22 protein-coding genes are annotated in these 24,704 nt (G+C 62.4%); 10 read left to right on the top strand and 12 right to left on the bottom strand.

What is annotated here, in order from left to right; all coding sequences use genetic code 11:
• The first annotated feature begins 88 nt into the window (after window positions 1-88).
• The 8 genes from C4J91_RS25035 (at window position 89) to C4J91_RS25075 (ending at window position 9,204) form a co-directional block, all read left to right on the top strand.
• A complete protein-coding gene (locus C4J91_RS25035) occupies window positions 89-2,011 on the top strand; it encodes a putative nucleotidyltransferase substrate binding domain-containing protein (RefSeq protein ID WP_124364689.1) in 1,923 nt (640 codons plus the stop codon).
• On the top strand, window positions 2,008-2,715 hold the full coding sequence (locus C4J91_RS25040) for a PolC-type DNA polymerase III (protein WP_124364690.1): 708 nt from the start codon (window positions 2,008-2,010) through the stop codon (window positions 2,713-2,715). Before C4J91_RS25035 ends, C4J91_RS25040 begins: the two co-directional genes overlap by 4 nt.
• Window positions 2,716-2,943: 228 nt before the next feature.
• Window positions 2,944-3,462, top strand: a complete 519-nt coding sequence (locus tag C4J91_RS25050) for an RNA polymerase sigma factor (RefSeq protein ID WP_124364692.1) — start codon at window positions 2,944-2,946, stop codon at window positions 3,460-3,462.
• Window positions 3,459-4,427, top strand: a complete 969-nt coding sequence (locus C4J91_RS25055; RefSeq protein ID WP_124364693.1) for a FecR family protein — start codon at window positions 3,459-3,461, stop codon at window positions 4,425-4,427. The genes C4J91_RS25050 and C4J91_RS25055 overlap by 4 nt, the downstream gene beginning before the upstream one ends.
• Before the next feature lie 207 nt (window positions 4,428-4,634).
• On the top strand, window positions 4,635-7,064 hold the full coding sequence (locus tag C4J91_RS25060; protein WP_124364694.1) for a TonB-dependent siderophore receptor: 2,430 nt from the start codon (window positions 4,635-4,637) through the stop codon (window positions 7,062-7,064).
• Between the two features lie 64 nt (window positions 7,065-7,128).
• The gene (locus C4J91_RS25065) at window positions 7,129-8,232 is read left to right on the top strand and encodes a PepSY domain-containing protein (protein ID WP_124364695.1); all 1,104 of its coding nucleotides are present in this window, start codon (window positions 7,129-7,131) and stop codon (window positions 8,230-8,232) included.
• Entirely contained in the window at window positions 8,229-8,411 is a 183-nt protein-coding gene (locus C4J91_RS25070) for a hypothetical protein (protein ID WP_124364696.1), read from the top strand. Before C4J91_RS25065 ends, C4J91_RS25070 begins: the two co-directional genes overlap by 4 nt.
• Window positions 8,412-8,574: 163 nt before the next feature.
• Window positions 8,575-9,204, top strand: a complete 630-nt coding sequence (locus C4J91_RS25075; protein WP_124364697.1) for a glutathione S-transferase N-terminal domain-containing protein — start codon at window positions 8,575-8,577, stop codon at window positions 9,202-9,204.
• Between the two features lie 174 nt (window positions 9,205-9,378).
• Here C4J91_RS25075 and creD read toward each other — a convergent pair whose 3' ends face one another.
• The 4 genes from creD to C4J91_RS25095 are packed head-to-tail and all read right to left on the bottom strand — an operon-like array spanning window position 9,379 to window position 13,412.
• Window positions 9,379-10,728, bottom strand: coding sequence for a cell envelope integrity protein CreD (creD, locus tag C4J91_RS25080; RefSeq protein WP_124364698.1), 1,350 nt, complete (start codon window positions 10,726-10,728; stop codon window positions 9,379-9,381).
• A 51-nt stretch (window positions 10,729-10,779) separates the two neighbouring features.
• Window positions 10,780-12,219, bottom strand: coding sequence for a two-component system sensor histidine kinase CreC (gene creC / locus C4J91_RS25085; protein WP_124364699.1), 1,440 nt, complete (start codon window positions 12,217-12,219; stop codon window positions 10,780-10,782).
• Complete coding sequence (gene creB / locus C4J91_RS25090) at window positions 12,219-12,887, bottom strand: two-component system response regulator CreB (RefSeq protein ID WP_124364700.1); 669 nt, start codon at window positions 12,885-12,887, stop codon at window positions 12,219-12,221. Before creB ends, creC begins: the two co-directional genes overlap by 1 nt.
• A 9-nt stretch (window positions 12,888-12,896) precedes the next feature.
• Window positions 12,897-13,412, bottom strand: coding sequence for an ATP-dependent zinc protease (locus C4J91_RS25095; RefSeq protein WP_372238155.1), 516 nt, complete (start codon window positions 13,410-13,412; stop codon window positions 12,897-12,899).
• A gap of 171 nt (window positions 13,413-13,583) precedes the next feature.
• Here C4J91_RS25095 and C4J91_RS25100 point away from each other — a divergent pair, with 171 nt between their 5' ends.
• A complete protein-coding gene (locus C4J91_RS25100; protein WP_124364701.1) occupies window positions 13,584-14,471 on the top strand; it encodes an acyltransferase in 888 nt (295 codons plus the stop codon).
• On the opposite strand, the gene C4J91_RS25105 is transcribed toward C4J91_RS25100, so the two are convergent.
• The gene (locus tag C4J91_RS25105; protein ID WP_124364702.1) at window positions 14,468-15,040 is read right to left on the bottom strand and encodes a DUF2780 domain-containing protein; all 573 of its coding nucleotides are present in this window, start codon (window positions 15,038-15,040) and stop codon (window positions 14,468-14,470) included. The genes C4J91_RS25100 and C4J91_RS25105 overlap by 4 nt on opposite strands.
• Window positions 15,041-15,165: 125 nt before the next feature.
• On the opposite strand from C4J91_RS25105, the gene C4J91_RS25110 reads away from it, so the two are divergent.
• Window positions 15,166-15,624 carry an anti-sigma factor domain-containing protein gene (locus tag C4J91_RS25110; RefSeq protein ID WP_124364703.1) on the top strand — a complete coding sequence of 153 codons (459 nt, stop codon included), beginning with the start codon at window positions 15,166-15,168 and terminating at the stop codon, window positions 15,622-15,624.
• A 148-nt stretch (window positions 15,625-15,772) separates the two neighbouring features.
• Here the strand turns inward: C4J91_RS25110 and fdhA are convergent, their stop codons facing one another.
• The 7 genes from fdhA to glyA form a co-directional block, all read right to left on the bottom strand.
• Window positions 15,773-16,972 carry a formaldehyde dehydrogenase, glutathione-independent gene (gene fdhA / locus C4J91_RS25115; RefSeq protein WP_065885453.1) on the bottom strand — a complete coding sequence of 400 codons (1,200 nt, stop codon included), beginning with the start codon at window positions 16,970-16,972 and terminating at the stop codon, window positions 15,773-15,775.
• Between the two features lie 121 nt (window positions 16,973-17,093).
• Window positions 17,094-17,951: a formyltetrahydrofolate deformylase gene (gene purU, locus C4J91_RS25120; protein WP_124364704.1), complete on the bottom strand. Its 858-nt coding sequence runs from the start codon at window positions 17,949-17,951 to the stop codon at window positions 17,094-17,096.
• Between the two features lie 120 nt (window positions 17,952-18,071).
• On the bottom strand, window positions 18,072-18,704 hold the full coding sequence (locus C4J91_RS25125) for a sarcosine oxidase subunit gamma (RefSeq protein ID WP_124364705.1): 633 nt from the start codon (window positions 18,702-18,704) through the stop codon (window positions 18,072-18,074).
• A gap of 138 nt (window positions 18,705-18,842) precedes the next feature.
• Entirely contained in the window at window positions 18,843-21,860 is a 3,018-nt protein-coding gene (locus C4J91_RS25130; RefSeq protein WP_124364706.1) for a sarcosine oxidase subunit alpha, read from the bottom strand.
• A complete protein-coding gene (locus C4J91_RS25135) occupies window positions 21,857-22,159 on the bottom strand; it encodes a sarcosine oxidase subunit delta (protein WP_124364707.1) in 303 nt (100 codons plus the stop codon). Before C4J91_RS25135 ends, C4J91_RS25130 begins: the two co-directional genes overlap by 4 nt.
• A 15-nt stretch (window positions 22,160-22,174) precedes the next feature.
• Window positions 22,175-23,425, bottom strand: a complete 1,251-nt coding sequence (locus tag C4J91_RS25140) for a sarcosine oxidase subunit beta (RefSeq protein ID WP_010207084.1) — start codon at window positions 23,423-23,425, stop codon at window positions 22,175-22,177.
• 22 nt (window positions 23,426-23,447) lie between these two features.
• Window positions 23,448-24,701 carry a serine hydroxymethyltransferase gene (glyA, locus tag C4J91_RS25145; protein WP_124364708.1) on the bottom strand — a complete coding sequence of 418 codons (1,254 nt, stop codon included), beginning with the start codon at window positions 24,699-24,701 and terminating at the stop codon, window positions 23,448-23,450.
• Between the last annotated feature and the right edge of the window lie 3 nt (window positions 24,702-24,704).

Here is a 24,704-nt window from a genome sequence, read left to right on the forward strand (position 1 = left end):
ACCAACCTAGACTTACGTCCAATGGGCACCCGCCGTGCGGCAGTCGACCATGCAGCACGATAACGACAAAAAAACTGCGGTCACTGTTATGAGTAAAGCTGATGCTTTCACGCAGGCGGGTAAAACCGCCGTGTTGCAGAACATCCATGGCACTTTGCAATTCCTGCAACGCTTCCCTCCATTCAATCAGATGGAACAGGCGCACCTGGCGTTTCTGGTGGAACAGTGCCAACTGCGCTTCTATGGCCCCGGCGACAGCATCCTCAAACCGTCGGGCGGGCCGGTCGAGCATTTTTATATCGTCAAGCAGGGCCGCGTGGTCGGCGAGCGCCCGGACTCGGCAGATACCACGTTCGAAATCACCACCGGCGAGTGCTTCCCCCTCGCCGCTTTGCTCGGCGAACGCGCCACCCGCACCGAGCACAAAGCCTGCGAAGACACCTTCTGCCTGCAACTGAACAAGATGGCGTTCATCAAGCTGTTCGCCCTGTCCAGCCCGTTTCGGGATTTCGCCTTGCGCGGTGTCAGCAGCCTGCTTGATCAGGTCAACCAGCAGGTGCAGCAAAAAGCCGTGGAAACCCTCGGCACCCAATATTCCCTGAACACGCGCCTGGGGGAACTGGCCATGCGCCATCCCGTCACCTGCAGCCCGGACACCGCGCTGCGCGAAGCGGTGAGGCTGATGCACGAGCAGCAGGTCGGCAGCATTGTGATTGTCGATGAGCACAAGGCGCCGCTGGGCATCTTTACCTTGCGTGACCTGCGCCAGGTAGTGGCCGACGGCACCGGTGATTTCAGTCAAGGTATCGCCGGCCATATGACCCAGGCGCCGTTTTTCTTGTCCCCGGACCACAGCGCGTTCGACGCGGCGATCGCCATGACCGAGCGGCATATCGCCCATGTATGCCTGGTGCAGGACCGGCGCCTGTGTGGCGTGGTATCGGAGCGCGATCTGTTTTCCCTGCAGCGCGTCGACCTGGTGCACCTGGCGCGGACCATCCGCAACGCGTCCCGGGTGGAACAGCTGGTGGCGATCCGCGGCGAAATCGGCCAACTGGTCGAGCGCATGCTGGCCCACGGCGCTTCGTCGACCCAGATTACTCACATCATTACCTTGCTGAACGATCACACCGTGTGCCGCGTCATCGAGCTGACCCTGGCGGAAAGAGGTGACCCCGGCGTGCCCTTCAGTTGGTTGTGCTTTGGCAGCGAAGGCCGCCGCGAACAGACGCTGTACACCGACCAGGACAACGGCATCTTGTTCGAGGCCAAAGACGCCGTGGAGGCCGCCGACATTCGCGAGCGCCTGCTGCCCCTGGCGCAACAGATCAACCAGAGCCTGGCGCTGTGCGGCTTCAGCCTGTGCAAGGGCAATATCATGGCCGGCAACCCGGAGCTGTGCCTGTCGCGGGCCGAGTGGGCGCGGCGGTTTGGTGCTTTCATCCGCGAGGCGACGCCGGAGAATCTGCTGGGGTCGAGCATCTATTTCGACTTGCGGGTAGTGTGGGGCGACGAGCAGGGCTGCGAGCAACTGCGCCAGGGCATTCTGGATCAGGTGGCGGACAACCGACTGTTCCAGCGCATGCTGGCCGAGAATGCCTTACGCCAACGCCCACCCGTGGGGCGCTTTCGCGAGTTCGTGCTGACGCGCAAAAACGGTGAAAAGGCCACCCTTGATCTCAAGGTGCAGGGCCTCACGCCGTTTGTGGACGGTGCGCGCCTGCTGGCCCTGGCCCACGGCGTGCATGCCAACAACACCCTGGAGCGGCTGCGCCAGTTGGTCGCCAAAGGCGTGATCGAGCCACTGGACGGCGCCGCGTATGAAGAGGCCTATCACTTCATCCAACAAACCCGCATGCAACAGCACCAGGTGCAGACGCGGGAAAACCAGCCGTATTCCAACCGCGTCGATCCGGACAGCCTCAACCATCTGGACCGGCGCATCCTGCGCGAATCCCTGCGTCAGGCCCAGCGCCTGCAAAGCAGCCTGACCTTGCGCTATCAACTGTGAGCCTGTTCAGTTGGCTGCGCGCGAAAAAACCCAGGCTCGACGCGGCGCAGCAGCAGCGCCTGGCCGAGTTGCGCGGGCCCTCGGCGCTGGGCCATGGCACATTGCGCAGCCAGCGCTGGGTGGTGGTCGACCTGGAAACCAGCGGCCTGAACCTCAACCGTGACCAGGTGCTGTCCATCGGCGCCGTGGTGATCGAGGACGGTGCGGTGGATTTCTCGCAGATGTTCGAACGCACCCTGCAACGCACCGCCACCAAACTCAGCCCCAGCGTGTTGATCCACGGCCTCGGCCCCAGCGCCATCGCGGCCGGCAGCGACCCGGTGGACGCGCTGCTGGACTTCATGGCGTTCGTTGGCGACAGCCCGCTGCTGGCCTTCCATGCGCCGTTCGATCAACACATGCTGGGCCGGGCGCTGATGGACAGCCTGAGTTATCGCCTGACCCACCCGTTTCTCGATGTGGCCGATATCGCCCCGCTGTTATGCCCTGAAGCGAACATCCGTGAGGCGGGGCTGGATGACTGGATCGGCCATTTCAAATTGCAGGTGGGCGAGCGCCATCACGCCAGCGCCGACGCATTGGCGACGGCGGAGCTGATGCTGATTCTGTTCAGCCGTGCGCGCCAGCAACACATCGACACGCCCCAGGCGCTGCAAGAGCGTTTGTCCCAGTGGAAGCGGCGTAAACAAGCTCCGTCGTTCTAGGGGACGCGGAGCGTCCGGGGCGGCATTCCCACGCCGTCGTTCTAGGGGACGCGGAGCGTCCAGGGCGGCATTCCCACTCCGTCGTTCTAGGGGACGCGGAGCGTCCAGGGCGGCATTCCCACGCAGAGCGTGGGAACGATCTCCCGACAGACGCCAATTGCGCCCATCCCACGCCTCTGACACAATCGCGAATAATTCTCGTTAGTTTAAACTTTATTCGGTGATGCCTTGTCGTCGGTCCAGCCCCCACACAGTGAGCTTGTTGGCGCGTTGTATCGCGACCATCGCGGCTGGCTGCTGGCCTGGCTGCGGCGCAACGTAGCCTGCCCGAGCCGCGCCGAAGACCTCAGCCAGGACACCTTCATGCGCCTGCTGGGCCGAGACGGGCTGCGCGCACCCCGCGAGCCACGCGCCTTTCTGGTAGCGATTGCCAAAGGCTTGCTGTTCGACTACTTCCGCCGCGCCGCCCTGGAACAGGCCTACCTCACCGAATTGATGCTGATCCCGGAAAGCGAACACCCTTCGCCCGAAGAACAGCACCTGATCCTTGAAGACCTCAAGGCCATCGACCGCCTGCTCGGCACACTGTCGAGCAAAGCCCGCGCCGCGTTCCTCTATAACCGCCTCGACGGCATGGCCCATGCAGAAATCGCCCAGCGCCTGGGTGTGTCGGTGCCGCGTGTGCGCCAGTACCTGGCCCAGGGCATTCGCCAGTGCTACATCGCGCTGTATGGCGAGCCGACGTGACGCTGATCAGCTCCAAGCCGGTGTCGGCCCGCGTGCTGGACGCCGCGATTGCCTGGCAACTGTCCCTCGACGCAGGCGATGGCAGCGAGGTGGAACAGGAAGAATTCGCCAAATGGCTGGCCAGCGATGAAGAACACGCCCGCGCCTGGCGCCAGCTGGGCATGCTCGACCAGCGTTTCAGCGTAGCCTGCGGGCCCGCGCGGGCCGCGTTGTTGCAGTCGCGCGAAAGCGTTCGCCAGCGCATGCGCAAGCTGGGCCGTGGCCTGGCGAGTATTGCGCTGGTAGTGGGGCTGGCGTTGTTTGCCGGTGAGCGGTATGTGCCGATCCACTATTGGCTGGCCGATCAACGCACCGCCACCGGCGAACAGCGCACGCTCACGCTGGCGGACGGCAGCCGGATCACGCTCAATACCCACAGCGCAATTGACGTGCATTTCGACGCTAAACGCCGTTTGATTGTGTTGCAGGAAGGCGAAATTTTCGTCGAAACCGGCCACAACGATGCGCGTCCGTTCTCTGTCCAGACCCGCGACGGCAACCTGCGGGCGTTGGGGACGCGGTTTATCGTCAGGCGCGAAGATCACGCCACGCGCCTGAGCGTGCTGCAATCGGCCGTGGCCGCCCAGCCCCAGGCACTGCATCAGGAGCAGGTGTTCAAGCAAGGCCAGCAAGTGCTGATGCGCAGCGATGGCCTTGGCCCTCTGCTTGCCGTGCCCCCGGCCACCGACGCCTGGACCCGCGGCATGCTCGTCGTCGACAACGCCCGCCTGGGCGATGTGGTGGCGGAACTCGGCCGGTATCGCACCGGCCATCTGGGCGTGGATGACAACGTGGCCGACCTGCGCATCACCGGCAGCTTCCCACTGCATGACACCGCCCTGGCGCTCAATGCGTTGTTGCCAACGCTGCCGGTGCGGATCGAGCAGCACACGCCGTGGTGGGTGACTGTCAAGGGTAAACCTTAGGGTTTGAAGTGCCTGGGCGATTGCTATCGGGGGCAAGCCCCCTCCCACATTTTGAATGTATTCACAAATCAAAGTGTGGGAGCGGGCTTGCCCCCGATGAGGCCCTCAAGAACACCACCCAAAAAATAGTTTCACCCCGCCCTATCACTTTCCAATTCTCGTCCGGCACCTAGGCAATTGAGAAATATTTCCATTCAGGAGCCGCCCATGTCCCGCACGCTAGACACTTTGTTGCGCCCCAGCCTGTTAGCCGTGGCGATTGCCCTCGGCGCCCCGCTGCTCAGCGCCCCGCTGATCGCCGCCGAACAGGCCACCAGCGTGCGCGCCTACAACCTGCCGGCCGCACCACTGGCCGCCACCCTGAACCAGATCGCCAGCCAGACCGGCCTCGCCCTCACCCTCAATCCGGCGCTCGCCGCCGGCAAGACCTCGGCCCCGGTCAAGGGCCAGTTCGACGCGCAGGGTGCGCTGCGGGAAGCGTTGCGGGGCACGGGGTTGCAGTTGGAGCAGAGCAGCGCCGGGACGTTTACGTTGATGGCGATTGCAGATGGTGTCGTGGCGTTGCCGCAGACGAGCATTATTGGTCAGGGCAGTTATGAGAGCGCGTGGGGGCCGGTCGAAGGTTACCTGGCGAAACGCACCGCCGCCGGCACCAAGACCGACACGGCCCTGGTCGAGGCGCCGCGCTCGATCTCCGTGGCCACCCGCGAGCAAATGCAGGATCGCAACGTGCAGAACCTCGACGACGCCGTCAAATACATGCCTGGCATCGTCTCCGCCAGCTACGGCAGCGACACCCGCTACGACTGGATGCGCGTACGCGGTTTCGAACCCACCCAGTTCCTCGACGGCCTGCCACTGTCCCGTGGCGTATACGCTAACCCGAAAGCTGAAACCTGGAACCTGGATCGCCTCGCCCTGCTGCGCGGCCCGGCTTCGTCGGTCTATGGTCAGACCCCGCCGGGCGGCCTGTTGGACATGGTCAGCCGCCGTCCCAGCGCAGAATCGAGCCACGCTATCCAGGTGCAATACGGCAGTGACAACTACCGCCAGATCAATTTCGAAAGCACTGGCAAGATCGATGATGAAGGCCAGTTTCTCTACGGCCTTGGCGGCGTGGTGCGCGATGCCGGCACCCAGGTCGATCACATCGACAACAAGCGCTACAACATCGCGCCAAGCCTGACCTGGAATATCGACACCGATACCAAGCTGACTTTCCTGTCGCAGTTCACCCGTGACGATACAGGCACCACCAGCCAGTTCCTGCCGATCCAAGGCACCAAGATCAAATCGCCGCTGGGCGACGTTTCCCACCACAAGAACCTCGGTGACCCCGATTACGATTTCTACGACCGCACCTACTACGCACTCGGCTACGCGTTCGAGCACCGCTTCAATGACACCTGGCAGTTCAAGCAAAACCTGCGCTACACCAAATCCGAGCTGGCGTTTCAGCAACTGACGGTGGGTTCGTATGCCTTCTCACCGGCCGACACCAATGGCAACATCAGCCGCTCGTCGACCAACGTGGACGAAGACATCAGCCAGTTCGCCGTCGATAACAACTTCCAGGCGGACTTCTCAACCGGCGCTGTGAACCACACCGTTCTGCTCGGTCTGGACCATCAACGTACCGATACGTCGTACTTGGCGATTTTTGGCGACGGCGGCACCACGAACATCTTCAACCCGGTCTACGGCCAGCCGATCGTGCGCCCGGCGCGCTCCACTGCGTTCTACGATTACAACCAGAAAACCGTACAGACCGGCCTTTACGTGCAGGACCAGATGGCCCTGGACAACTGGCGCCTGACCCTCGGCGGACGCGAAGACTGGGTACACCAGGGCACCACCTACTTCAACAAAAGCGACGCAACCAATACCGACCGCAGCAAAAACTTCAGTGGCAATGCAGCACTGAGTTATGTGTTTGACTCGGGTTTCGTGCCCTACCTCTCGTACGCCGAGTCATTCCAGCCCGCAAGCAACGCCAGTGTGGACCCCCTTCAGTCGTTTAAACCGACGGAAGGCAAACAGTGGGAACTTGGGATCAAATACCAGCCACCGGGCTCCAATACATTGCTCAGCGCTGCGGTCTACGACCTGACCCAGAAAAACGTGCAGGTCACCAGCTTCCAGTCCGGCGGCGCCTCGGTAACCGACCAGACCGGCGAGGTAAAGGTCAAGGGCCTGGAGCTGGAGGCTATCTCTGACGTAACCGAAAACCTCAAGGTAATCGCGGCGTATACCCTGGCCAAATCCGAAGTGCAAAAAGGTGACTTCAAAGGCAACCGCCTGCAACTGATGCCAAACCAGCAAGCCTCCCTGTGGACCGACTACACCTGGCATAGCGGCGCACTGGATGGGTTCGGCATCGGTTTTGGCGCCCGCTACACCGGCAATACCTATGGCGACCAGGCCAATACCTGGTCCGGCAAAGCCAACGCCTACACCGTATTCGACGGCGCCGTGCACTACGACCTCGGCCGCCTGGACAACAGCCTCAAGGGCGCGTCGGTGAAAGTGAACGCGACCAACCTGTTCAACAAAGATTACATTTCCACCTGTGACGGTTCCTACTGCTACTTCGGCGACCAACGCAGCGTCGTCGCCAGTGCCACCTACCAATGGTAATCGGCTGAGTTAACAACCGGGCCGTCCCAAACGGGGCGGCTTTGGTGTGTCTGAAGGCTAGAACATGAAAAGCAAAACCATCCGCCGCTGGTCCTTCATCCACACCTGGACCAGCCTGATCTGCACCGTATTCCTGCTGCTGCTCGCCCTCACCGGCCTGCCGCTGGTGTTTCACCATGAGATCGACCATCTGCTGGGCAACGAGCCGCAGCTCAAGCAGATGCCCGTCGGGACGCCGCAACTCAACCTGGAGCAACTGGTGGCCAAGGCCCAGGCTCATCGACCCGGCGAGGCCATGCAGTACCTGGCGTGGGACGAGGACGACCAGAACGGTGTGATCGCGATCATGGCCGCCACGGCCGGCACCGAACCGAATTCGTCCCACACCTTCATGCTGGATGCGCGTACCGGCGAAGCGGTGGAAATGCCCTCCGCCAATGGTGGACTCACCCTGTTCCTGCTGCGCCTGCATGTGGACATGTTCGCCGGGCTGCCAGGCAAGCTGTTGCTCGCGTTCATGGGCCTGCTGTTCGTGCTGGCGATTATCTCGGGCACGGTGCTGTACCTGCCGTTCATGCGCCGCTTGAAGTTCGCCACCGTGCGCCAAAACAAGTCAACTCGCCTGCGCTGGCTCGACCTGCACAACCTGATCGGCGTAGTCACCCTGACGTGGGCACTGGTGGTGGGCGTGACCGGTGTGATCAGCGCCTGCGCCGACCTGATCATCGCCGCCTGGCGCGAGGACGCCCTCAGCACCATGATCGAACCCTATAAAAACGCCCCGCCACTGACTCAGCGCGCACCGGCCACTGAGCTGCTGAGCATTGCCGCCAATGCCGCGCCGGGAATGGAGCCAGACTTCATCGCCTTCCCCGGCACGCGCTTTTCCAGCGAACATCACTACGCCGTGTTCATGAAGGGCAGCACCCACCTCACTTCCCATCTGCTCACCCCGGTATTGATCGACGCCCGCACCCTGGCCGTGACCGCCATCGCCGCACGGCCCTGGTACATGGACGCCATGGGCATGTCCCAGCCGCTGCACTTCGGTGACTACGGCGGCATGCCGATGAAAATCCTCTGGGCGGTGCTGGATGTGCTGACCATCATCGTGCTGGTCAGCGGGATTTACTTATGGATCGTGCGGCGCAAGGCGGGCAAGGCATGAAGCCCCGGCAGTCGAGTTTCTGGAAAGTGTTTGGCATTCCGCTGGGGATTGGCCTGTTGAGCGCCGCCGGGTTGTTTGCGGCGTTGCTGGGGGATGGGGGGTGGGATGTGTTGAGTTGGGTCGGGTTGGGCGTTCCTGCTGGCATTGGTGCATGGGGGTTGTTCAAGCGGCGCGGCTGAGGGCGCTATCGGGGGCAAGCCCCCTCCCACACTTGAATTGTGAATGCCGTTAAATGTGGGAGGGGGCTTGCCCCCGATGAGGCCTTCAAAACCACCAAAAATCCCCCTCGCCAGCCACGGCACAAGCCTCTAGGCTAGCCACATCCCATTTCGAGGAATGCCCATGTCCGCCCCCAGCATGACCTTGTTCCACAACCCCGCGTCGCCGTTCGTGCGCAAAGTCCGCGTGCTGCTGATCGAGACCGGCCAGCAGGACCGTGTGGCCCTGCATGCCTGTATGCCCACCCCCGTCAACCCGGATGCGCATGTGGTGCAAGGCAACCCGGTCGGCAAGATCCCGGCCCTGCGCCTGGCCGACGATTCGGTACTGCATGACAGCCGGGTGATCCTCGATTACTTCGACCACCAGCACGTCGGCAACCCGCTGATCCCCCGCGACGGTTCGGCCCGCTGGCGCCGCCTGACCCTGGCCTCGATGGCCGACGGGATCATGGATGCCGCCGTGCTGGTGCGCTACGAGACTGCGATGCGCCCGGTGGAGAAACATTGGGACCAGTGGCTGGACGAGCAGCGCAACAAAATGCGGCGCGCACTGGCCGAGCTGGAAGCCGAGGCGATTGCCGAACTGGCCAGCCACTTCGACATCGCCGCGATCAGCGTGGCCTGCGCCTTGGGCTACCTCGACTTCCGCCATCCCGACCTGCAATGGCGCATGGATAACCCAAGGCTTGCCGCCTGGTACGCTGAGGTCAGCCAGCGGCCTTCGATGCAGCAGACCCAACCGCCCGCGTGATGTTCACACAGACCCAATGTGGGAGGGGGCTTGCCCCCGATTGCGGTGTGTCATTGAGCACATCTGTTTCTGAACCACCGCTATCGGGGGCAAGCCCCCTCCCACATTGGAAAGCGGTGTGATTGAGGAAGTCGATCATCCTGGCCTTCATTTGCTGATCTTCGCGCAATCCGATCATTGCACCGCCTCCACCTTGCGCTTGCCCACGCCATACCAATCCAGCCTGCGCGTCAGCACCATCACCGTGCCCAGCAGGCCGAACAGCAACAACGAGCCCATCAGCAACGCGTAATCCTCGGCACTCAGCAGCCCGTACAACAACCCATACAACGCCGCCAAGCCCACCGAAAAGCCCAGGCCGTGGATCACGCTGCGCAGCACATGGCACACGTAGAAGCCGATCAACAACACGCAGGCACCGGCCGATATCAGGTACGCCAGGGCAAACCCCAGATGCTCGGACAGCGACAACAGCAGCAGGTAGAAGAACGCCAATGCAAAGCCCACCAAGGCGTACTGGATGGGGTGCACCGCCAGGTTCTTGAGCACTTCGAACAGGAAGAAGCCGGCAAAGGTCAGGGCGATGAACAGCAGCGCGTATTTGATCGCGCGTTCGCTCTTGAGGTACTGGTCCACCGGGTCGATGAAGTTCACGCCGAAGCTGCGGTTATTGAAGTCATCACAGCCCTGGCGGTCCAGGCACGTTTGCAGGGCCTGCTCGAGGTTGGTTGCGAAGAACGAGGTTTGCCAGTGGGCGGTAAAGCCCTTGTCGGTGACTTCCCGCTGCGCCGGCAGGAAGTTGCCGATAAAGCTTGGGTGCGGCCAGTTGGAGGCAAGTGATACCTGGCTGGTCTTGCCCACGGGCACCACCTGCAGTTGTTCGGTGCCCAGCAGGCGCAGGTCAAAGGCGAAGTCCACGGCGGCGGGTTTTCTGCTGTCCTGGTCGGGCAGCAGCACATGCACGCCCTCCCCCAGCCAGTCCACCAGGGAGCCCGGCGCAAATTCCAGGCGCTGATCGCCCAGCTCCAGCGTCAGCGCATTTTCGATGCCGCGAATATCGCTGATGCCCATCGCCAGAAACGCCGGTTCAAAACGGTAATCGGCGAAGTTTTCCGTGATGCCCAGTTGTGCTGGCAGTTGGAAACGCCCACTGATGCGGTTGTCGGCATGAAACAACCGCGCCTGGTAGATGCCCCGTGCGCGCAGCTCGGTCTGCACCTGGCCGTCGAGTTCAAAGCGCTCCGGCAGGAAATACAGACGGCCGCGCTCCTCGCGGGTTTCTTCGTAGCGTTTGTTGAGTTTTTCATTGAGTTTCCATTCGCGCACCGTCTTGCGATAAGGCACCACCATTACCGGGCCGGTGAGGCGCTGCGCGAAGCTGGAACTGCGGGCGATGTCCATCAATACGCCGTCGCGCAGTTGCTGGCGGTCGCTGATAATGCCGTTGATCATCAGCAACGGAATCAGCAACAGTAGGATCAGTAGCGCAATCGCGCCAAGTTTGAAAAGCAGGCTGCGGTTCATGGGGCTCTCCCTGTTTTGGTCAGAAGAGTCTGGGCAGCCTGTGTGGGGGATTTATGTGGGCAGTGTGGAGATTGTGTGGAGATGCAGCACCACCTCCACGCCACCCGGTACGTTGCCGATCTGCAGCGCGCCGCCGTGCAGCTTCATCACTTCTTCGACAAAGTTAAGGCCCAGGCCGGTGCTTTTGCGCCCGCTGGCCGGACGCGGCAGAGAATAGAAACGCTCGCTCAGGCGCGGCAATGCGTAATCCGGAATCGGCGCGGCCTGGTTGAACAGGCTCACCTGAACGTCGTTGTGCCGCACCTGCGCACTGAACCGCAGCTCGCCGCCGGGCGGGGTGAAGTCCAGGGCGTTGTCCAGCAGGTTGCCCAGGGCCTGGCGCAGCAGGAAGGGTTCGCCAAACACCCTCACATCGGCGCCGATACTTTGCTCGACCTGCAGGCCGGCGCTTTCGACCCGCGCACATTGCGCCTTGAGTACGTCATCGACCAGGCCCGCCAGCGCGATACTCGATTGTTCTTCCAGCCCCTGGCGTTGCTCTACCTGTGCCAGGTTCAACAACCGTTCGATCAGCTGCTGCAGGCGCGCGCTTTCGCTGTCGATATTGCCGACAAAACGCTGCTGCTGTTCGCGGGTCATGTCGCCCTGCAGCAACTCCGCCGCGCCGCGAATGGCCGCCAGCGGGCTTTTCAGTTCGTGGGTCAGGGTGTGCACGTAATGTTCGACATAGGCTTTGCCCTCCAGCTGCGTGCGCATGTGTTCGACAGCGGTGGACAGCTGCTTGAGCTCGCCGCCACGGTAATGGGGCAACTCGGCCCGACGCCCTTCGCTGACGGCCTCGGCATAGGCGGTCAAGCGTTTCAGGGCGACGCTCAGCCACCAAGACAACAGTGCGCCCAGCAGCAGGCCCAGAGTCACCAGCCCGGCGCCGTACCACAGCAGGCGCCGCTCGGTGCGGTCGACGTAGGGCTGCAACGAGCTATTGGGCTTGGCCACGGTCACCACGCCGATAATCCGGCCGTCGTCGCGAATCGGCGCGCCCACGTGCATCACCGACGAGGTTGGGTCATCCGCTTCGCTGCGGGTTGAGCGCGCGCCGTACTCACCGCGCAGGGTCAGGTACACGTCGTTCCACCTGGAATAGTCCTGGCCCACCGCCTCGCCCGTGGAGTCGAGCAATACCGTGCCCTTGGCGTCGGTGACATAGATGCGGTGGTTGACCTGGTTCTTCGGCAGGCCCCAGATGACCGCACCCGGCTGACGATTGCCATACGCCTTGAGCACCTGCGGCCAGTGGCTCTGGCCGAGGGTGCCGTTCTTCACATCGGTGCGCAGGATTTCGGCGAGCAGGTTGGCGGTGTCCACCAGGGTTTCTTCGGTGGACTGGCGTACGCCGGGGCGGATTTCCTTCATCACTGTGTTGAGCACAAAGTAACCGGTCAGGCCGATAAACAGCGCGTAAACCAGGAAAATCCGCAGCCCCAGGCGCATCAGCTATGGCTCGGGCTGTAGCTGTAACCCAGGCCGCGATGCGTCTGGATCGGCTCGGCATCGGCGGCCACGCTGCGCAACTTGCCGCGCAGGCTTTTGATATGGCTGTCGATGTTGCGCTCGTAACCAGCGTCGGCGGGTACGCCTACCGCGTCCAACAGTTGCTCGCGGCTGAACACACGCTCGGGTTGCTCCAGCAGGCTTTGCAGCAGGCGGAATTCGTGACGCGTCAGGCTCAGCGGCTGGCTGCGATAGTGGATCTGCATGCGTTCCAGGTCGACCTGGAACACCGCAGGCGCCACAGTCGGGCCGACCCGCTTGAGAATCGCCCGCACCCTGGCCGCCACTTCACGCGGGCTGAAGGGCTTGACCACGTAATCGTCGGCGCCGATTTCCAGCCCCACCACCCGGTCGATCTCGCCATCGCGCGCGCTGAGGAACATCACCGGCACTTCGCTGAACCGGCGCAATTGCTTGCAGGTTTCAAACCCGCTGATGTCGGGCAGGCCGATGTCGAGGATGATCAGGTCGGCCGGGGTTTGGCGCTGATGCTCCAGCGCCGCCTGGCCGAGGCTCAGCCAGGTGGTGCTGAAGCCTTCGCCTTGCAGGGCGAAGATCAGCGTGTCGGCAATCGCCGCTTCGTCTTCGACAATCAGGATATGCGGCATGTGGGTCCGTCAGCAGTCCGGTTTGTCGGCAGTGTAACGACGGGCCGGGTTTACTGCTGCACCGAATTCACGCAAGGCCTTGGCGCCGATCAGCAGCGGGTAATTGAAGCTGCTGCGGTCGGTAAGGTTGACCTCGACGGTACGCTTGACGTCACCCAGGCACATCTCCAGGTCGATCACCGGGCGCTTGGCCACACTGGCTTCGTCCTTGTCGTCATCTTCGTCGGCGCGGCTCTTGATCTTGCTGATGCGCGAGACCTTGTGCTCGTAGACTTTGTTGTCGGCGTCCTTGCCGCCGAGGCGGAAGCGCACCCAGTCGTCGCCATCACGGGTGAAGGTTTCGATATCGCGGGCCGACAGCGAGGCGGTCAGCGCGCCAGTGTCCATCTTGGCCTTGAAGGTCTGGCCGATTTCCGGCAGTTGAATGTATTCGTAGCGACCGTAGAGGGTCGGTTCGGCGGCCATCACGGGCAAGGCGGTGATAACGGGAAAAACTAGGGCGAACGCGCCAAGGAGCAATTTCACGGCATGATTTCCTCGAAAGAAGTGGACGGATTCTAGACCGCACGCACGGCACTTAGTTGGATCACCGAGCATAACCGGCACGTTGTGAAACATTCGTACAGCCATTTGCGATTTGGCCTCTAGACTCACCTTGCTTATCATTGCCCGCCCACAGAATTTCAAGAGTTGCTTATGCGCCGCCTGCTCACCGGCTGTTTGGTCACACTGCTGCTGTTACTCAACACGCTGATTTTGATCGGCCCCTTGCTGGTGTTTGCCCTGCTCAAGCTGGTGGCACCGGGCCGCTCGCGTGACTATGCGTCATCGGCGGTAATGTGGATCGCCGAGACCTGGGCCGAGATCGACAAGTTGATCTTCGCGGTGTGCATTCCCACCCAGTGGGATATTCGCGGCGGTGAGGACCTGCGGGGCGACACCTCTTACCTGGTCATCAGCAACCACCAGTCCTGGGTGGATATTCCAGCGCTGATCCAGGCATTGAACCGGCGCACACCGTTCTTCAAATTCTTCCTGAAAAAAGAGCTGATCTGGGTGCCCTTCCTTGGCCTGGCCTGGTGGGCGCTGGATTATCCGTTCATGAAGCGCTACACCAAAGCGTACCTGGCCAAGCACCCGGAGTTGGCCGGGCAGGACCTGAAGATCACCAAAGAGGCCTGCGAGCTGTTCAAGCGCCAGCCGGTGACGGTGGTCAACTACCTGGAAGGCACGCGGTTCAGCGAGGCTAAACGCAAGCAGCAGGATTCGCCGTTTAACCGACTGCTCAAACCGAAGGCGGGCGGCGTGGCCTTCGTGTTGGCGGCGCTGGGCGAGCAGTTGGATGCCGTCCTCGACGTGACCGTGGTGTACCCACAGCCAAAGATTCCAGGATTCTGGGATTTGATCAGCGGCGCGGTGCCGAAGGTGATCGTGGATATCCGCACCCGTGAATTGGACGCGGCGTTGTGGCAAGGGGACTACGAGAACGATCCGGCGTTTCGCCTGACCGTCCAGAACTGGGTCAACCAGCTCTGGCGGGAGAAGGATGCGCGCATCGAGCAGCTGCGCGCGCAGCAGTCTTAGCTGCCGGTGCCCCAGGCCTGGGCCAGCTTGCCCAGCACCGAGCTATCGGCGCCCTGCCCGCCCAGGTATTGCAGGATCACCGGGGCAAACTGACCGATCATGCCGCTGTCCATGCCCAGGGCGCTGAACGCGGTGTTCAAGTCATTAGTGTTTTTCACGTTGCCCAGCAGGCCGTCCAGGCCGCTGGTCTTGCTGCCGCCGGCCTGGCCGAGCATCCCGCTCAAGGCACCCAGGCTGCCCAGGGCATTGTTACCCGACAGTTTATCGAGGCCCGGCACGCTATCGCCCAGCTGGGAAAAGTCATTGCTGCTCAGCTTGTTCTTCGCCAGGCCCAGCATCGCGCCCGTGCCGCCGACGGCTTGCTCCGGGGTGATATTGAGTTGAGAGGTCAAGGCTGTCAGCAGGTCGGCCGTCTCCGATGTTGGAGCAGCGGCGGCGGCTTTGTTGTTGCCACCCTGCATGCCGGAAATGGCGTTGGCCGCATCGCCAAGGCTGAAGCCTGCGGCAAACACCGGGCTGGCGGCCACGGTCAACAGGCAGGAAAGGGCAAAACCGCGTGAAATCTTCATCAAGACAACCTCAGGAGATAGGTGCAAAAGCAGGCGTTGGACTGGGTATCCCGTCGGTTGTTCCGGAACCCATCGGGGATAAGCGGGTCTAGGAACTGACTACAAAATTTGTCAGGAAGAGACTTATGACTGCGATCCAACCCCAAGTGATTGAGCACAAGCCTGCCTTCTGGAGCCGCCCGCGTCTGTTCATCGGCGCCTGTGCCGTAGTGGCTGCCGGCATCGGCGGCGCGCTCTACACCCAGGACAGCGTCAAATCCGCGGCGACGTTGGTGACGACGACCCAGCAGCCGGCCGCGCAAATCATGGCGCACAAGGATTATCTGGAAGTACAGCCGATTGCCGCCACGGCGCCTGCGCCCGACCAGAGCCTGGAGCTGTGGGCCATCCCCAAAGACGGCACGCCTGTGTCTCTGGGACTTTTGCCGGAAGATGGCAAAGGCATCATTGGTTTGAATCCACGCCAACAGGAAAGCATCAGCAAGCCGGTGGAACTGATGGTGAGTTCGGAGACTAAGGGTGGCTCGCTGAGCAAGCAGCCAACCGGCCCGACCGTCTACCAGGGGGCACTGGCCATACGCTAATCCCTAAAACACCCTAAATCCCTTGTGGGAGGGGGCTTGCTCCCGATAGCGGCAGGTCAGTCACAGAGGCACTGACTGAACCACCACCATCGGGGGCAAGCCCCCTCCCACATTTGATTTTCAGTGGCTGGGACATTTGCCCAAGGTTTTACGCCGCGCTGAACAACTTATGCGGATCAATCACAAACTTCTTCGGCACGCCCGCATCGAACTCGCCATACCCGCGTGGCGCGTCGTCCAGGCTGATCACCTGCACGCCGACGATCTCGGCGATGTTGATACGGTCCCACATGATCGCCTGCATCAGCTGGCGGTTGTACTTCATCACCGGCGTTTGCCCGGTGTGGAAGCTGTGGGATTTGGCCCAGCCCAGACCAAAGCGAATGCTCAGGCTGCCCATTTTCGCGGCGGCATCGACAGCGCCTGGGTCTTCGGTGACGTACAGGCCGGGGATACCGATCTTGCCCGCCACGCGCACCACGCCCATCAGTGAGTTGAGTACGGTGGCCGGGGCTTCGGCCTTGACGCCGTCGTGGCCGTGGCCGCGCGCTTCAAAGCCGACGGCGTCGACGGCGCAGTCCACTTCAGGCTCGCCGAGCAGCGCGGCAATCTGTTCGTGCAACGGCGTGTCGGTGGACAGGTCGGCGATTTCAAAGCCCTGAGCCTTGGCGTGAGCCAGGCGGATCGGGTTGACGTCGCCGATGATCACGACCGCAGCGCCCAACAGACGTGCTGACGCGGCAGCGGCGAGGCCGACCGGGCCGGCACCGGCGATGTAGACCGTGCTGCCCGGGCCAACGCCTGCCGTGACGGCACCGTGGTAGCCGGTCGGCAGAATGTCGGAGAGGCACGTCAAGTCGCGGATTTTCTCCATCGCCTTGTCGCGGTCCGGCAGTTTCAACAGGTTGAAGTCGGCGTAAGGCACCAGCGCGTATTCAGCCTGGCCACCGGTCCAGTCGCCCATGTCGACATAGCCGTAAGCACCGCCCGGGCGCGCCGGATTGACACTCAAGCACACGCCGGTGTGCATTTCCTTGCAGGAGCGGCAACGACCGCACGCTACGTTGAAGGGCACCGACACCAGGTCGCCGATCTTCAGGTTCTCGACGTCGCTGCCCTTCTCGATCACTTCGCCGGTGATTTCATGCCCCAGCACCAGGCCGGTCTGGGCGGTGGTGCGGCCACGCACCATGTGTTGGTCGGAGCCGCAGATGTTGGTAGAGACCACGCGCAGGATGACGCCGTGCTCGATCTTCCTGCCACGGGGGTCCTGCATTTTGGGATAGTCGATTTTCTGTACTTCGACCTTGCCGTTGCCGAGATACACGACACCACGATTACCAGACATGTCAGTCACCTCTATATTTATCGTTGTTGAGATAGTGGAGTGAGCTTCACGCGGCAAGCTACAAGCCGCAAGAAGTGTGCAGTACCGCTTTTACTTGCGGCTTGAAGCTTGCAGCTAGCTACTAAAGAACGACCGTCCTGTTAGCGTTCAAGAACACACGTCTTTCGATGTGATACCCCACCGCCCGCGCCAACGTGAGCCCTTCGATATCGCGCCCCTTGGCAATCAAATCCTCGGGATAGTGGCTGTGATCCACCACCTCCACGCCTTGGGCGATGATCGGGCCTTCATCCAGATCGTTGTTGATGTAATGCGCCGTGGCGCCGACCAGTTTCACGCCCTTGTTGTACGCCTGGTGATAGGGCTTGGCGCCCTTGAAGCCCGGCAGCAACGAGTGGTGGATGTTGATCGCCTTGCCATCCAGCTTGCGGCACAGTTCCGGCGACAGCACCTGCATGTAGCGCGCAAGAATCACCAATTCGGCGCCGGTGTCTTCCACCACTTGCCACACCTGGCGCTCCTGGGACGGCTTGTCGTTGGGGTCCAGCGGGAAATGGAAGTAGGGAATCTGGTGCCAGTCGGCCAAGGGTTTCAGATCGGGGTGGTTGGACACCACCGCGACCACGTCCATCGACAATTGGCCGATGCGCTGGCGGTACAGCAAGTCATTCAGGCAGTGATCGGCCTTGGAGACCATGATCACCACTTTGGGCCGGTAGTTGGGCGCCGTCAGCTCGAAGATCATGCCAAAGGCTTCGCCGCGCGTGGCCAGGCCGTCGCGAAAGGCTTGCTCGTCAAAACCGTCCGGCTGGCGAAATTCCACGCGGATGAAAAACCGGCCCGAGAGGCGGTCATCGAACGAGTGGTGCTCGGTGACGTAGCAGCCCTGCTCGAACAGGTAGCGGGTGACCGCGTCCACCGTGCCGAGCACGCTGGGGCAGTCGGCGGTTAAAATCCATGTATCGGGTGCGCGGCTCATTACGGTTGACTCCTTGATCGTTCCCACGCTCTGCGTGGGCATGCCGCCATGGACGCTCTGCGTCCGCTCTTGGGACGCGGAGCGTCCCGGGATGCGTTCCCACGCGGAGCGTGGGAACGATCAGGCTTGAACGCTCAGGCCAAACTCGGCGCAGGCGTCCTGCAACCACAACCACCAGTAGTCCGAGAAGCTGCGACGGATCAGCAGTTCCCAGGTGTCTTCTGCGGTATGACGGATCACCAGTTGCGACTTGGCGAACACCGTGCCCACCGCCTTGCCCACCGGGAAGTTGTTGGGGTGCACGTCGTAGCTGGTGGACTTCATCAGCACATCGCGCACGTTCGGACCACTGAGTTCAAGAATTTGCTGGCCGCCGCTGACGTTGACGATCTGAATATGCAGGTCGCCCAACGCCGCACGCAGGTTTTGTTCGGCAGCGAACTCTTCGCCGCCTGGCACGATCAACAGCCACTCGTCCGGGCCGAGCCATTGCAGGCTGGTTTCACCGTTGACGATGACCTGCAGGGCGCCAGGCAGTTCGATGCCCAGGGCCTTGTGCACGCCGCTGGCGAATGCGGCATCGTGGCCGTCGCCGCGGAGGGTCAGGTGGCCCAGAAGCTTCTTTTCACGCACGGTCACGCCGGCATTCTTGCGGCCCTTGCCGACCAGGCTGGCGAGGTCGGCATGGTGCAGCGAGGACTCCGCCTTGGCGCCGGTGGTGGGGCGTTGTTGGTATACGTTGGCTGCTGTCATAAAGCACCTGTCTGAATTCTGTATTGATCGTTCCCACGCTCTGCGTGGGAATGCCGCCATGGACGCTCTGCGTCCGCTCAAGGGACGCGGAGCGTCCCGGGGATGCATTCCCACGCGGAGCGTGGGAACGATCAGGTATCAGATGTTCTGCCGCTCACCTTTCGGATCAAAGAACACCGAAGACACAATCTCCGCCTCGATCACGCTGCCATCGGCCTGGGGCGAAAACACCCGTTCGCCGATGCGCTTCAAGCCGCCCTTCACCACGCCCATGGCAAACGAATAGCCCAGGGAGTTGTGCGCATAGCTTGAGGTGACGTGGCCGACCATCTTCATCGGGATCGTCTGCTTCGGATCGAACACCAACTGTGCGCCTTCCGGCAGCCATACCGTCGGGTCAATCGGTTTGAGCCCGACAAGCTGCTTGCGCTCTTCACGCACGCAGTCTTCGCGGTTCATTCCGCGCCAGCCGATCCAAGAGAACGGTTTGGTACGGCCTACGCACCAGCCCATGTTCAGGTCGTCCGGGGTCATCGAGCCGTCGGTGTCCTGGCCGACGATGATGAAGCCCTTCTCGGCGCGCAGTACGTGCATGGTTTCGGTGCCGTACGGCGTCAGGTTGTACTTTTTGCCGGCCTCGACGATCTGTTCCAGCACGCCCATGGCGTAGTCGGCCTGCACGTTGACTTCATACGACAGCTCGCCGGTAAACGAGATACGGAACACCCGCGCCGGTACGCCGCCCACCAGGCCTTCTTTCCAGGTCATGAACGGGAAGCCGTCCTTGTCCAGGTCGATGTCGGTGACTTCGCTCAGCAGTTTGCGGCTGTTGGGGCCAGACAGGGTCATGGTCGCCCAATGGTCGGTGACCGAGGTGAAGTACACCTTGAGGTCCGGCCATTCGGTCTGTTGATAGATTTCCAGCCACTGCAGAACACGCGCGGCGCCGCCGGTGGTGGTGGTCATCAGAAAGTGATTGTCGGCCAGACAGGCGGTGACGCCGTCGTCGAAGACCATGCCATCTTCCTTGCACATCAGGCCGTAGCGCGCCTTGCCCACGTCGAGCTTGGTCCAGGCGTTGCTGTAGATACGGTTGAGGAACTCACGGGCATCCGGGCCCTGGATATCGATCTTGCCGAGGGTGGACGCATCCAGCAGGCCGACGCTGTCGCGCACGGCCAGGCATTCGCGTTTGACCGCAGCGTGCAGGTCTTCGCCGTTGCGCGGGAAATACCACGGGCGTTTCCACTGGCCGACGTCTTCAAATTCGGCGCCGTTCTTCACGTGCCAGGCTTGCAGCGCGGTGTAGCGCACCGGTTCGAAGATGTGCCCACAGTGACGGCCCGCTATCGCACCGAATGACACGGGTGTGTAGTTGGGACGGAACATGGTGGTGCCCATCTGCGGGATGGTCACGTTCAGCGAGCGCGCGGCAATGGCCAGGCCGTTGACGTTACCCAGCTTGCCCTGGTCGGTACCGAAGCCCAGCGCGGTGTAGCGCTTGACGTGCTCGACCGATTCGAAACCTTCGCGGGTAGCCAGTTCGATGGCGGCGGCGGTCACGTCGTTCTGCAGGTCGACGAATTGCTTCGGCGCCCGTGCGGTAACTTTTTCGTGCGGTACCTGGAACAGCGCCAGGGTCGGCTCTTCCAGACGGCTCAAGGCTTTCGGCAACACGCCTTCAACCGGGGCGAACCCGGCTTCGCTGGCCGCACGTACGCCGCCTTCGAACCCATCGGCCAGGGAATCGCCCAGGCCGTAGACGCCGTTGATACCGCCGACGCACACGCGTTTCTGCGGCGCTTCGCCCGGCACGAAACCGAGGATGTCTTCACGCCAGGTCGGCTTGCCGCCCAGGTGCGAGGCCAAGTGGACCACCGGGCTGTAGCCGCCGGAGCTGGCCACCAGGTCGCAGTCCAGCCACTCGCCGGGGCTGGTGACTTTGTGTGCTTTCACATCGATCGCAGCCACTCGGGCAGCGCTCACGCGCTTGGTGCCACGCGCTTCGACTACGGCGCTGCCGGTGAGGATACGAATACCTTTGGCGCGGGCTTCTTCAACCAGCGCGCCGCGTGGGTTGTGGCGTACATCGGCCACCGCGACCACTTGCAGGCCCGCATCGAGCCAGTCCAGTGCAACGCGGTAGGCGTGGTCGTTGTTGGTCGACAGCACCAGCTTTTTGCCCGGTGCCACGCCGTAGCGGCGCACGTAAGTAGAGACGGCTCCGGCGAGCATGTTGCCCGGCACGTCGTTGTTGCCGTACACCAGCGGACGCTCACACGCACCGGTGGCCAGCACCACACGCTTGGCACGCACGCGGTGGATACGCTGGCGCACCACGCCAATCGGCGCACGGTCGCCAAGGTGGTCGGTGAGGCGCTCGTGAATGGTCAGGAAGTTATGGTCGTGGTAGCCGTTGACGGTGGCGCGGGGCAGCAGCACCACGTCCGGCAGGGCTTTCAACTCGGCAATGACGCTGGCAACCCATTCGGTCGCCGGCTTGCCGTCAAGGCTTTCACGCGAATCCAGCAGCGAACCACCGAACTCTTCCTGTTCATCGGCAATGATCACCCGCGCACCGCTGCGCGCAGCCGCCAGTGCAGCGGCGAGGCCGGCCGGGCCGGCACCGACCACCAGCACATCGCAGTGACGGTTGAAGTTGTCGTAGGTGTCCGGATCGTTCTCGGTCGGCGAACGGCCAAGACCGGCCGCCTTGCGGATGTATTTCTCGTAGGTCATCCAGAACGATTGCGGGTACATGAAGGTTTTGTAGTAGAAACCCGGCGGCATCAGCTTGCCGCCGACCTTGCCAAGGATGCCCATCATGTCGTTGTTGACGCTCGGCCAGCCGTTGGTGCTGGTGGCAACCAGGCCTTGGTACAGCGCTTGTTGCGTGGCGCGCACGTTGGGAATCTGGGTGGCTTCGGTGGCGCCGATCTGCAGCACCGCGTTCGGCTCTTCGGCGCCGGCGGCGAAGATGCCGCGAGGGCGCGAGTACTTGAAGCTGCGGCCGATGATGTCGACGCCGTTGGCCAGCAGTGCAGCGGCCAGGGTGTCGCCTTCAAAGCCCTTGTAGCTCTGCCCGTTGAAGGTAAAGGTCAGGACTTTGTTACGGTCGATCCGGCCACCGTTGGACAGGCGATTGATCTGGCTCATACCTTCTCTCCAGCGGCCTTGGCGGTGAATTTCGGCTTCTCGCCGATCTTGTAGGTTTCAAGAATTTCGTAAGTCAGGGTGTCGCGCGTTGCGTTGAAGTACTGACGGCAACCGGCGGCGTGAATCCACAGTTCGTGGTGCAGGCCACGGGGGTTGTCGCGAAAGAACATGTAGTCGCCCCACTGCGCATCGGTGCAGGCATTCGGGTCCAGCGGCCGCGGGATGTGCGCTTGGCCGGACGCGTGGAATTCCTCTTCGGAGCGCAGTTCGCCACAGTGAGGACAGAAGATATGCAACATAGGAAATTTCTCCTGTTAGTGGGCGACGGCCGCAGCGCCGTGTTCGTCGATCAGCGCACCGTTGTGGAAACGGTCGATGGAGAATGGCGCGGCCAACGGATGCATTTCACCCTTGGCCAGGCTCGCGGCAAACACGTTGCCTGAGCCCGGCGTAGCCTTGAAGCCACCGGTACCCCACCCGCAGTTGAAGAACATGTTCGGCACCGGGGTCTTGGAGATGATCGGGCAGGCGTCCGGCGTGGTGTCGACGATGCCGCCCCACTGGCGGTTCATGCGCACGCGGGACAGCACCGGGAACATCTCGACGATGGCCTGGATGGTGTGTTCGATCACCGGGTACGAACCACGCTGGCCGTAGCCGTTGTAGCCGTCGATACCGGCGCCGATCACCAGGTCGCCCTTGTCGGACTGGCTGATGTAGCCGTGCACGGCGTTGGACATGATCACGCTGTCGATAATCGGCTTGATCGGCTCCGACACCAACGCTTGCAGCGGGTGGGATTCGATCGGCAAACGGAACCCGGCGAGTGACGCCATGTGCCCGGAGTTACCCGCCGTGACCACGCCGACGCGCTTGGCGCCGATAAAGCCCTTGTTGGTTTCCACGCCGATGCACACGCCGTTTTCCTTGCGAAAGCCGATCACCTCGGTCTGCTGGATCAAGTCCACACCGAGAGCGTCAGCGGCGCGGGCAAAACCCCAGGCCACGGCATCGTGGCGAGCCACGCCGCCGCGACGTTGCACGGTGGCGCCGAGGACCGGGTAACGGGTGTTTTTCGAGCAGTCGAGGTACGGGATCTCGTCCGCTACCTGTTTGGCGTTTAGCAGTTCGCCGTCCACGCCGTTGAGGCGGTTGGCGCTGACGCGACGCTCGGAATCGCGGATGTCCTGCAGGGTGTGGCACAGGTTGTACACACCGCGCTGGGAGAACATCACGTTGTAGTTCAGGTCCTGGGACAAACCTTCCCAGAGTTTCATCGCGTGTTCATACAGGTGCGCCGACTCATCCCAAAGGTAGTTGGAACGCACGATGGTGGTGTTGCGCGCCGTGTTGCCGCCGCCCAGCCAGCCTTTCTCGACCACGGCCACGTTGGTGATGCCGTGCTCTTTGGCCAGGTAGTAAGCGGTCGCCAGACCATGCCCGCCGCCGCCGACGATGACCACGTCGTAGACCTTCTTGGGGGTCGGCGTGCGCCACATCTTCTGCCAGTTTTCGTGATGGCTGAGGGAGTGCTTGAAGAGGCCGAAGCCTGAGTAGCGTTGCATAGTCATTACTCCAAAACCGCGCTCAGCGATAAACCGGGAAATCAGCGCACAGGGCAGACACGTGCTTGGCCACGTTGGCCTCGACATCGGCGTCGCCGAGGTTGTCGAGGATGTCGCAGATCCAGCCGGCCAGTTCGATGCACTGCGGCACTTTGAAGCCACGGGTGGTCACCGCCGGGGTGCCGATGCGCAGGCCCGAGGTCACGAACGGCGACTGCGGGTCATTCGGCACAGCGTTCTTGTTGACGGTGATGTGGGCGCGGCCGAGGGCGGCGTCCGCGTCTTTGCCGGTGAGGCCCTGACGGATCAGGCTGACCAGGAACAAATGGTTGTCGGTGCCGCCGGAGACCACGTCGTAGCCGCGTTTGATGAACACCTCGGCCATGGCCTGGGCGTTGTCGATCACCTGTTGCTGATACGCCTTGAAGCCGGGCTCCAGCGCTTCTTTGAAGCACACCGCCTTGCCGGCGATCACATGCATCAGCGGGCCGCCCTGGGCGCCAGGGAAGACAGCCGCGTTGAGTTTCTTTTCGATGGCTTCGTTGGCCTTGGCCAGGATCAGGCCACCGCGTGGACCGCGCAGGGTCTTGTGGGTGGTGGTGGTGACCACGTCCGCGTAGGGCAGCGGGTTCGGGTACAGACCGGCGGCCACCAGGCCGGCGACGTGGGCCATGTCGACGAACAGCAGCGCACCTACCTTGTCGGCGATCGCACGGAAGCGAGGGAAATCCAGGGTCTTGGAGTAGGCAGAGAAACCGGCCACGACCATTTTCGGCTTGTGTTCCACGGCCAGGCGCTCGACTTCGTCGTAGTCGATCAGGCCGGTGTCGGTGTTGATGCCGTACTGCACCGCGTTGTACAGCTTGCCCGAGGACGACACCTTGGCGCCGTGGGTCAGGTGGCCGCCGTGGGCCAGGCTCATGCCGAGAATGGTGTCGCCGGCATTGATCAGCGCCAAGTACACCGCACTATTGGCGGACGAACCTGAGTGCGGCTGCACGTTGGCGTAATCGGCGCCGAACAGCTGCTTGGCGCGCTCGATGGCCAGGGCCTCGACCTTGTCCACATGCTCGCAGCCACCGTAGTAGCGCTTGCCCGGATAGCCTTCGGCGTATTTGTTGGTGAGGCCGCTGCCTTGAGCTTCCATCACGCGCTTGCTGGTGTAGTTCTCCGACGCGATCAGCTCGATATGATCTTCCTGACGCTGCTCCTCGGCATTCATCGCCGCCAGCAGTGCGTCGTCATATCCCTGGATCTGGTCTTGTTTGCTGAACATCGC

The sequence above is a fragment of the Pseudomonas sp. R3-52-08 genome (assembly GCF_003851745.1).
Lineage (GTDB): Bacteria > Pseudomonadota > Gammaproteobacteria > Pseudomonadales > Pseudomonadaceae > Aquipseudomonas.

Coding starts and splice junctions, on each gene's coding strand:
- C4J91_RS25105 (WP_124364702.1), bottom strand. CDS start 15,040: ATGAAGATTTCACGCGGTTTTGCCCTTTCCTGCCTGTTGACCGTGGCC.
- glyA (WP_124364708.1), bottom strand. CDS start 24,701: ATGTTCAGCAAACAAGACCAGATCCAGGGATATGACGACGCACTGCTG.
- C4J91_RS25135 (WP_124364707.1), bottom strand. CDS start 22,159: ATGTTGCATATCTTCTGTCCTCACTGTGGCGAACTGCGCTCCGAAGAG.
- C4J91_RS25035 (WP_124364689.1), top strand. CDS start 89: ATGAGTAAAGCTGATGCTTTCACGCAGGCGGGTAAAACCGCCGTGTTG.
- purU (WP_124364704.1), bottom strand. CDS start 17,951: ATGAGCCGCGCACCCGATACATGGATTTTAACCGCCGACTGCCCCAGC.
- creB (WP_124364700.1), bottom strand. CDS start 12,887: ATGCCGCATATCCTGATTGTCGAAGACGAAGCGGCGATTGCCGACACG.
- C4J91_RS25140 (WP_010207084.1), bottom strand. CDS start 23,425: ATGCAACGCTACTCAGGCTTCGGCCTCTTCAAGCACTCCCTCAGCCAT.
- C4J91_RS25075 (WP_124364697.1), top strand. CDS start 8,575: ATGTCCGCCCCCAGCATGACCTTGTTCCACAACCCCGCGTCGCCGTTC.
- fdhA (WP_065885453.1), bottom strand. CDS start 16,972: ATGTCTGGTAATCGTGGTGTCGTGTATCTCGGCAACGGCAAGGTCGAA.
- C4J91_RS25100 (WP_124364701.1), top strand. CDS start 13,584: ATGCGCCGCCTGCTCACCGGCTGTTTGGTCACACTGCTGCTGTTACTC.
- C4J91_RS25065 (WP_124364695.1), top strand. CDS start 7,129: ATGAAAAGCAAAACCATCCGCCGCTGGTCCTTCATCCACACCTGGACC.
- C4J91_RS25070 (WP_124364696.1), top strand. CDS start 8,229: ATGAAGCCCCGGCAGTCGAGTTTCTGGAAAGTGTTTGGCATTCCGCTG.
- C4J91_RS25110 (WP_124364703.1), top strand. CDS start 15,166: ATGACTGCGATCCAACCCCAAGTGATTGAGCACAAGCCTGCCTTCTGG.
- creD (WP_124364698.1), bottom strand. CDS start 10,728: ATGAACCGCAGCCTGCTTTTCAAACTTGGCGCGATTGCGCTACTGATC.
- creC (WP_124364699.1), bottom strand. CDS start 12,219: ATGCGCCTGGGGCTGCGGATTTTCCTGGTTTACGCGCTGTTTATCGGC.
- C4J91_RS25060 (WP_124364694.1), top strand. CDS start 4,635: ATGTCCCGCACGCTAGACACTTTGTTGCGCCCCAGCCTGTTAGCCGTG.
- C4J91_RS25125 (WP_124364705.1), bottom strand. CDS start 18,704: ATGACAGCAGCCAACGTATACCAACAACGCCCCACCACCGGCGCCAAG.
- C4J91_RS25130 (WP_124364706.1), bottom strand. CDS start 21,860: ATGAGCCAGATCAATCGCCTGTCCAACGGTGGCCGGATCGACCGTAAC.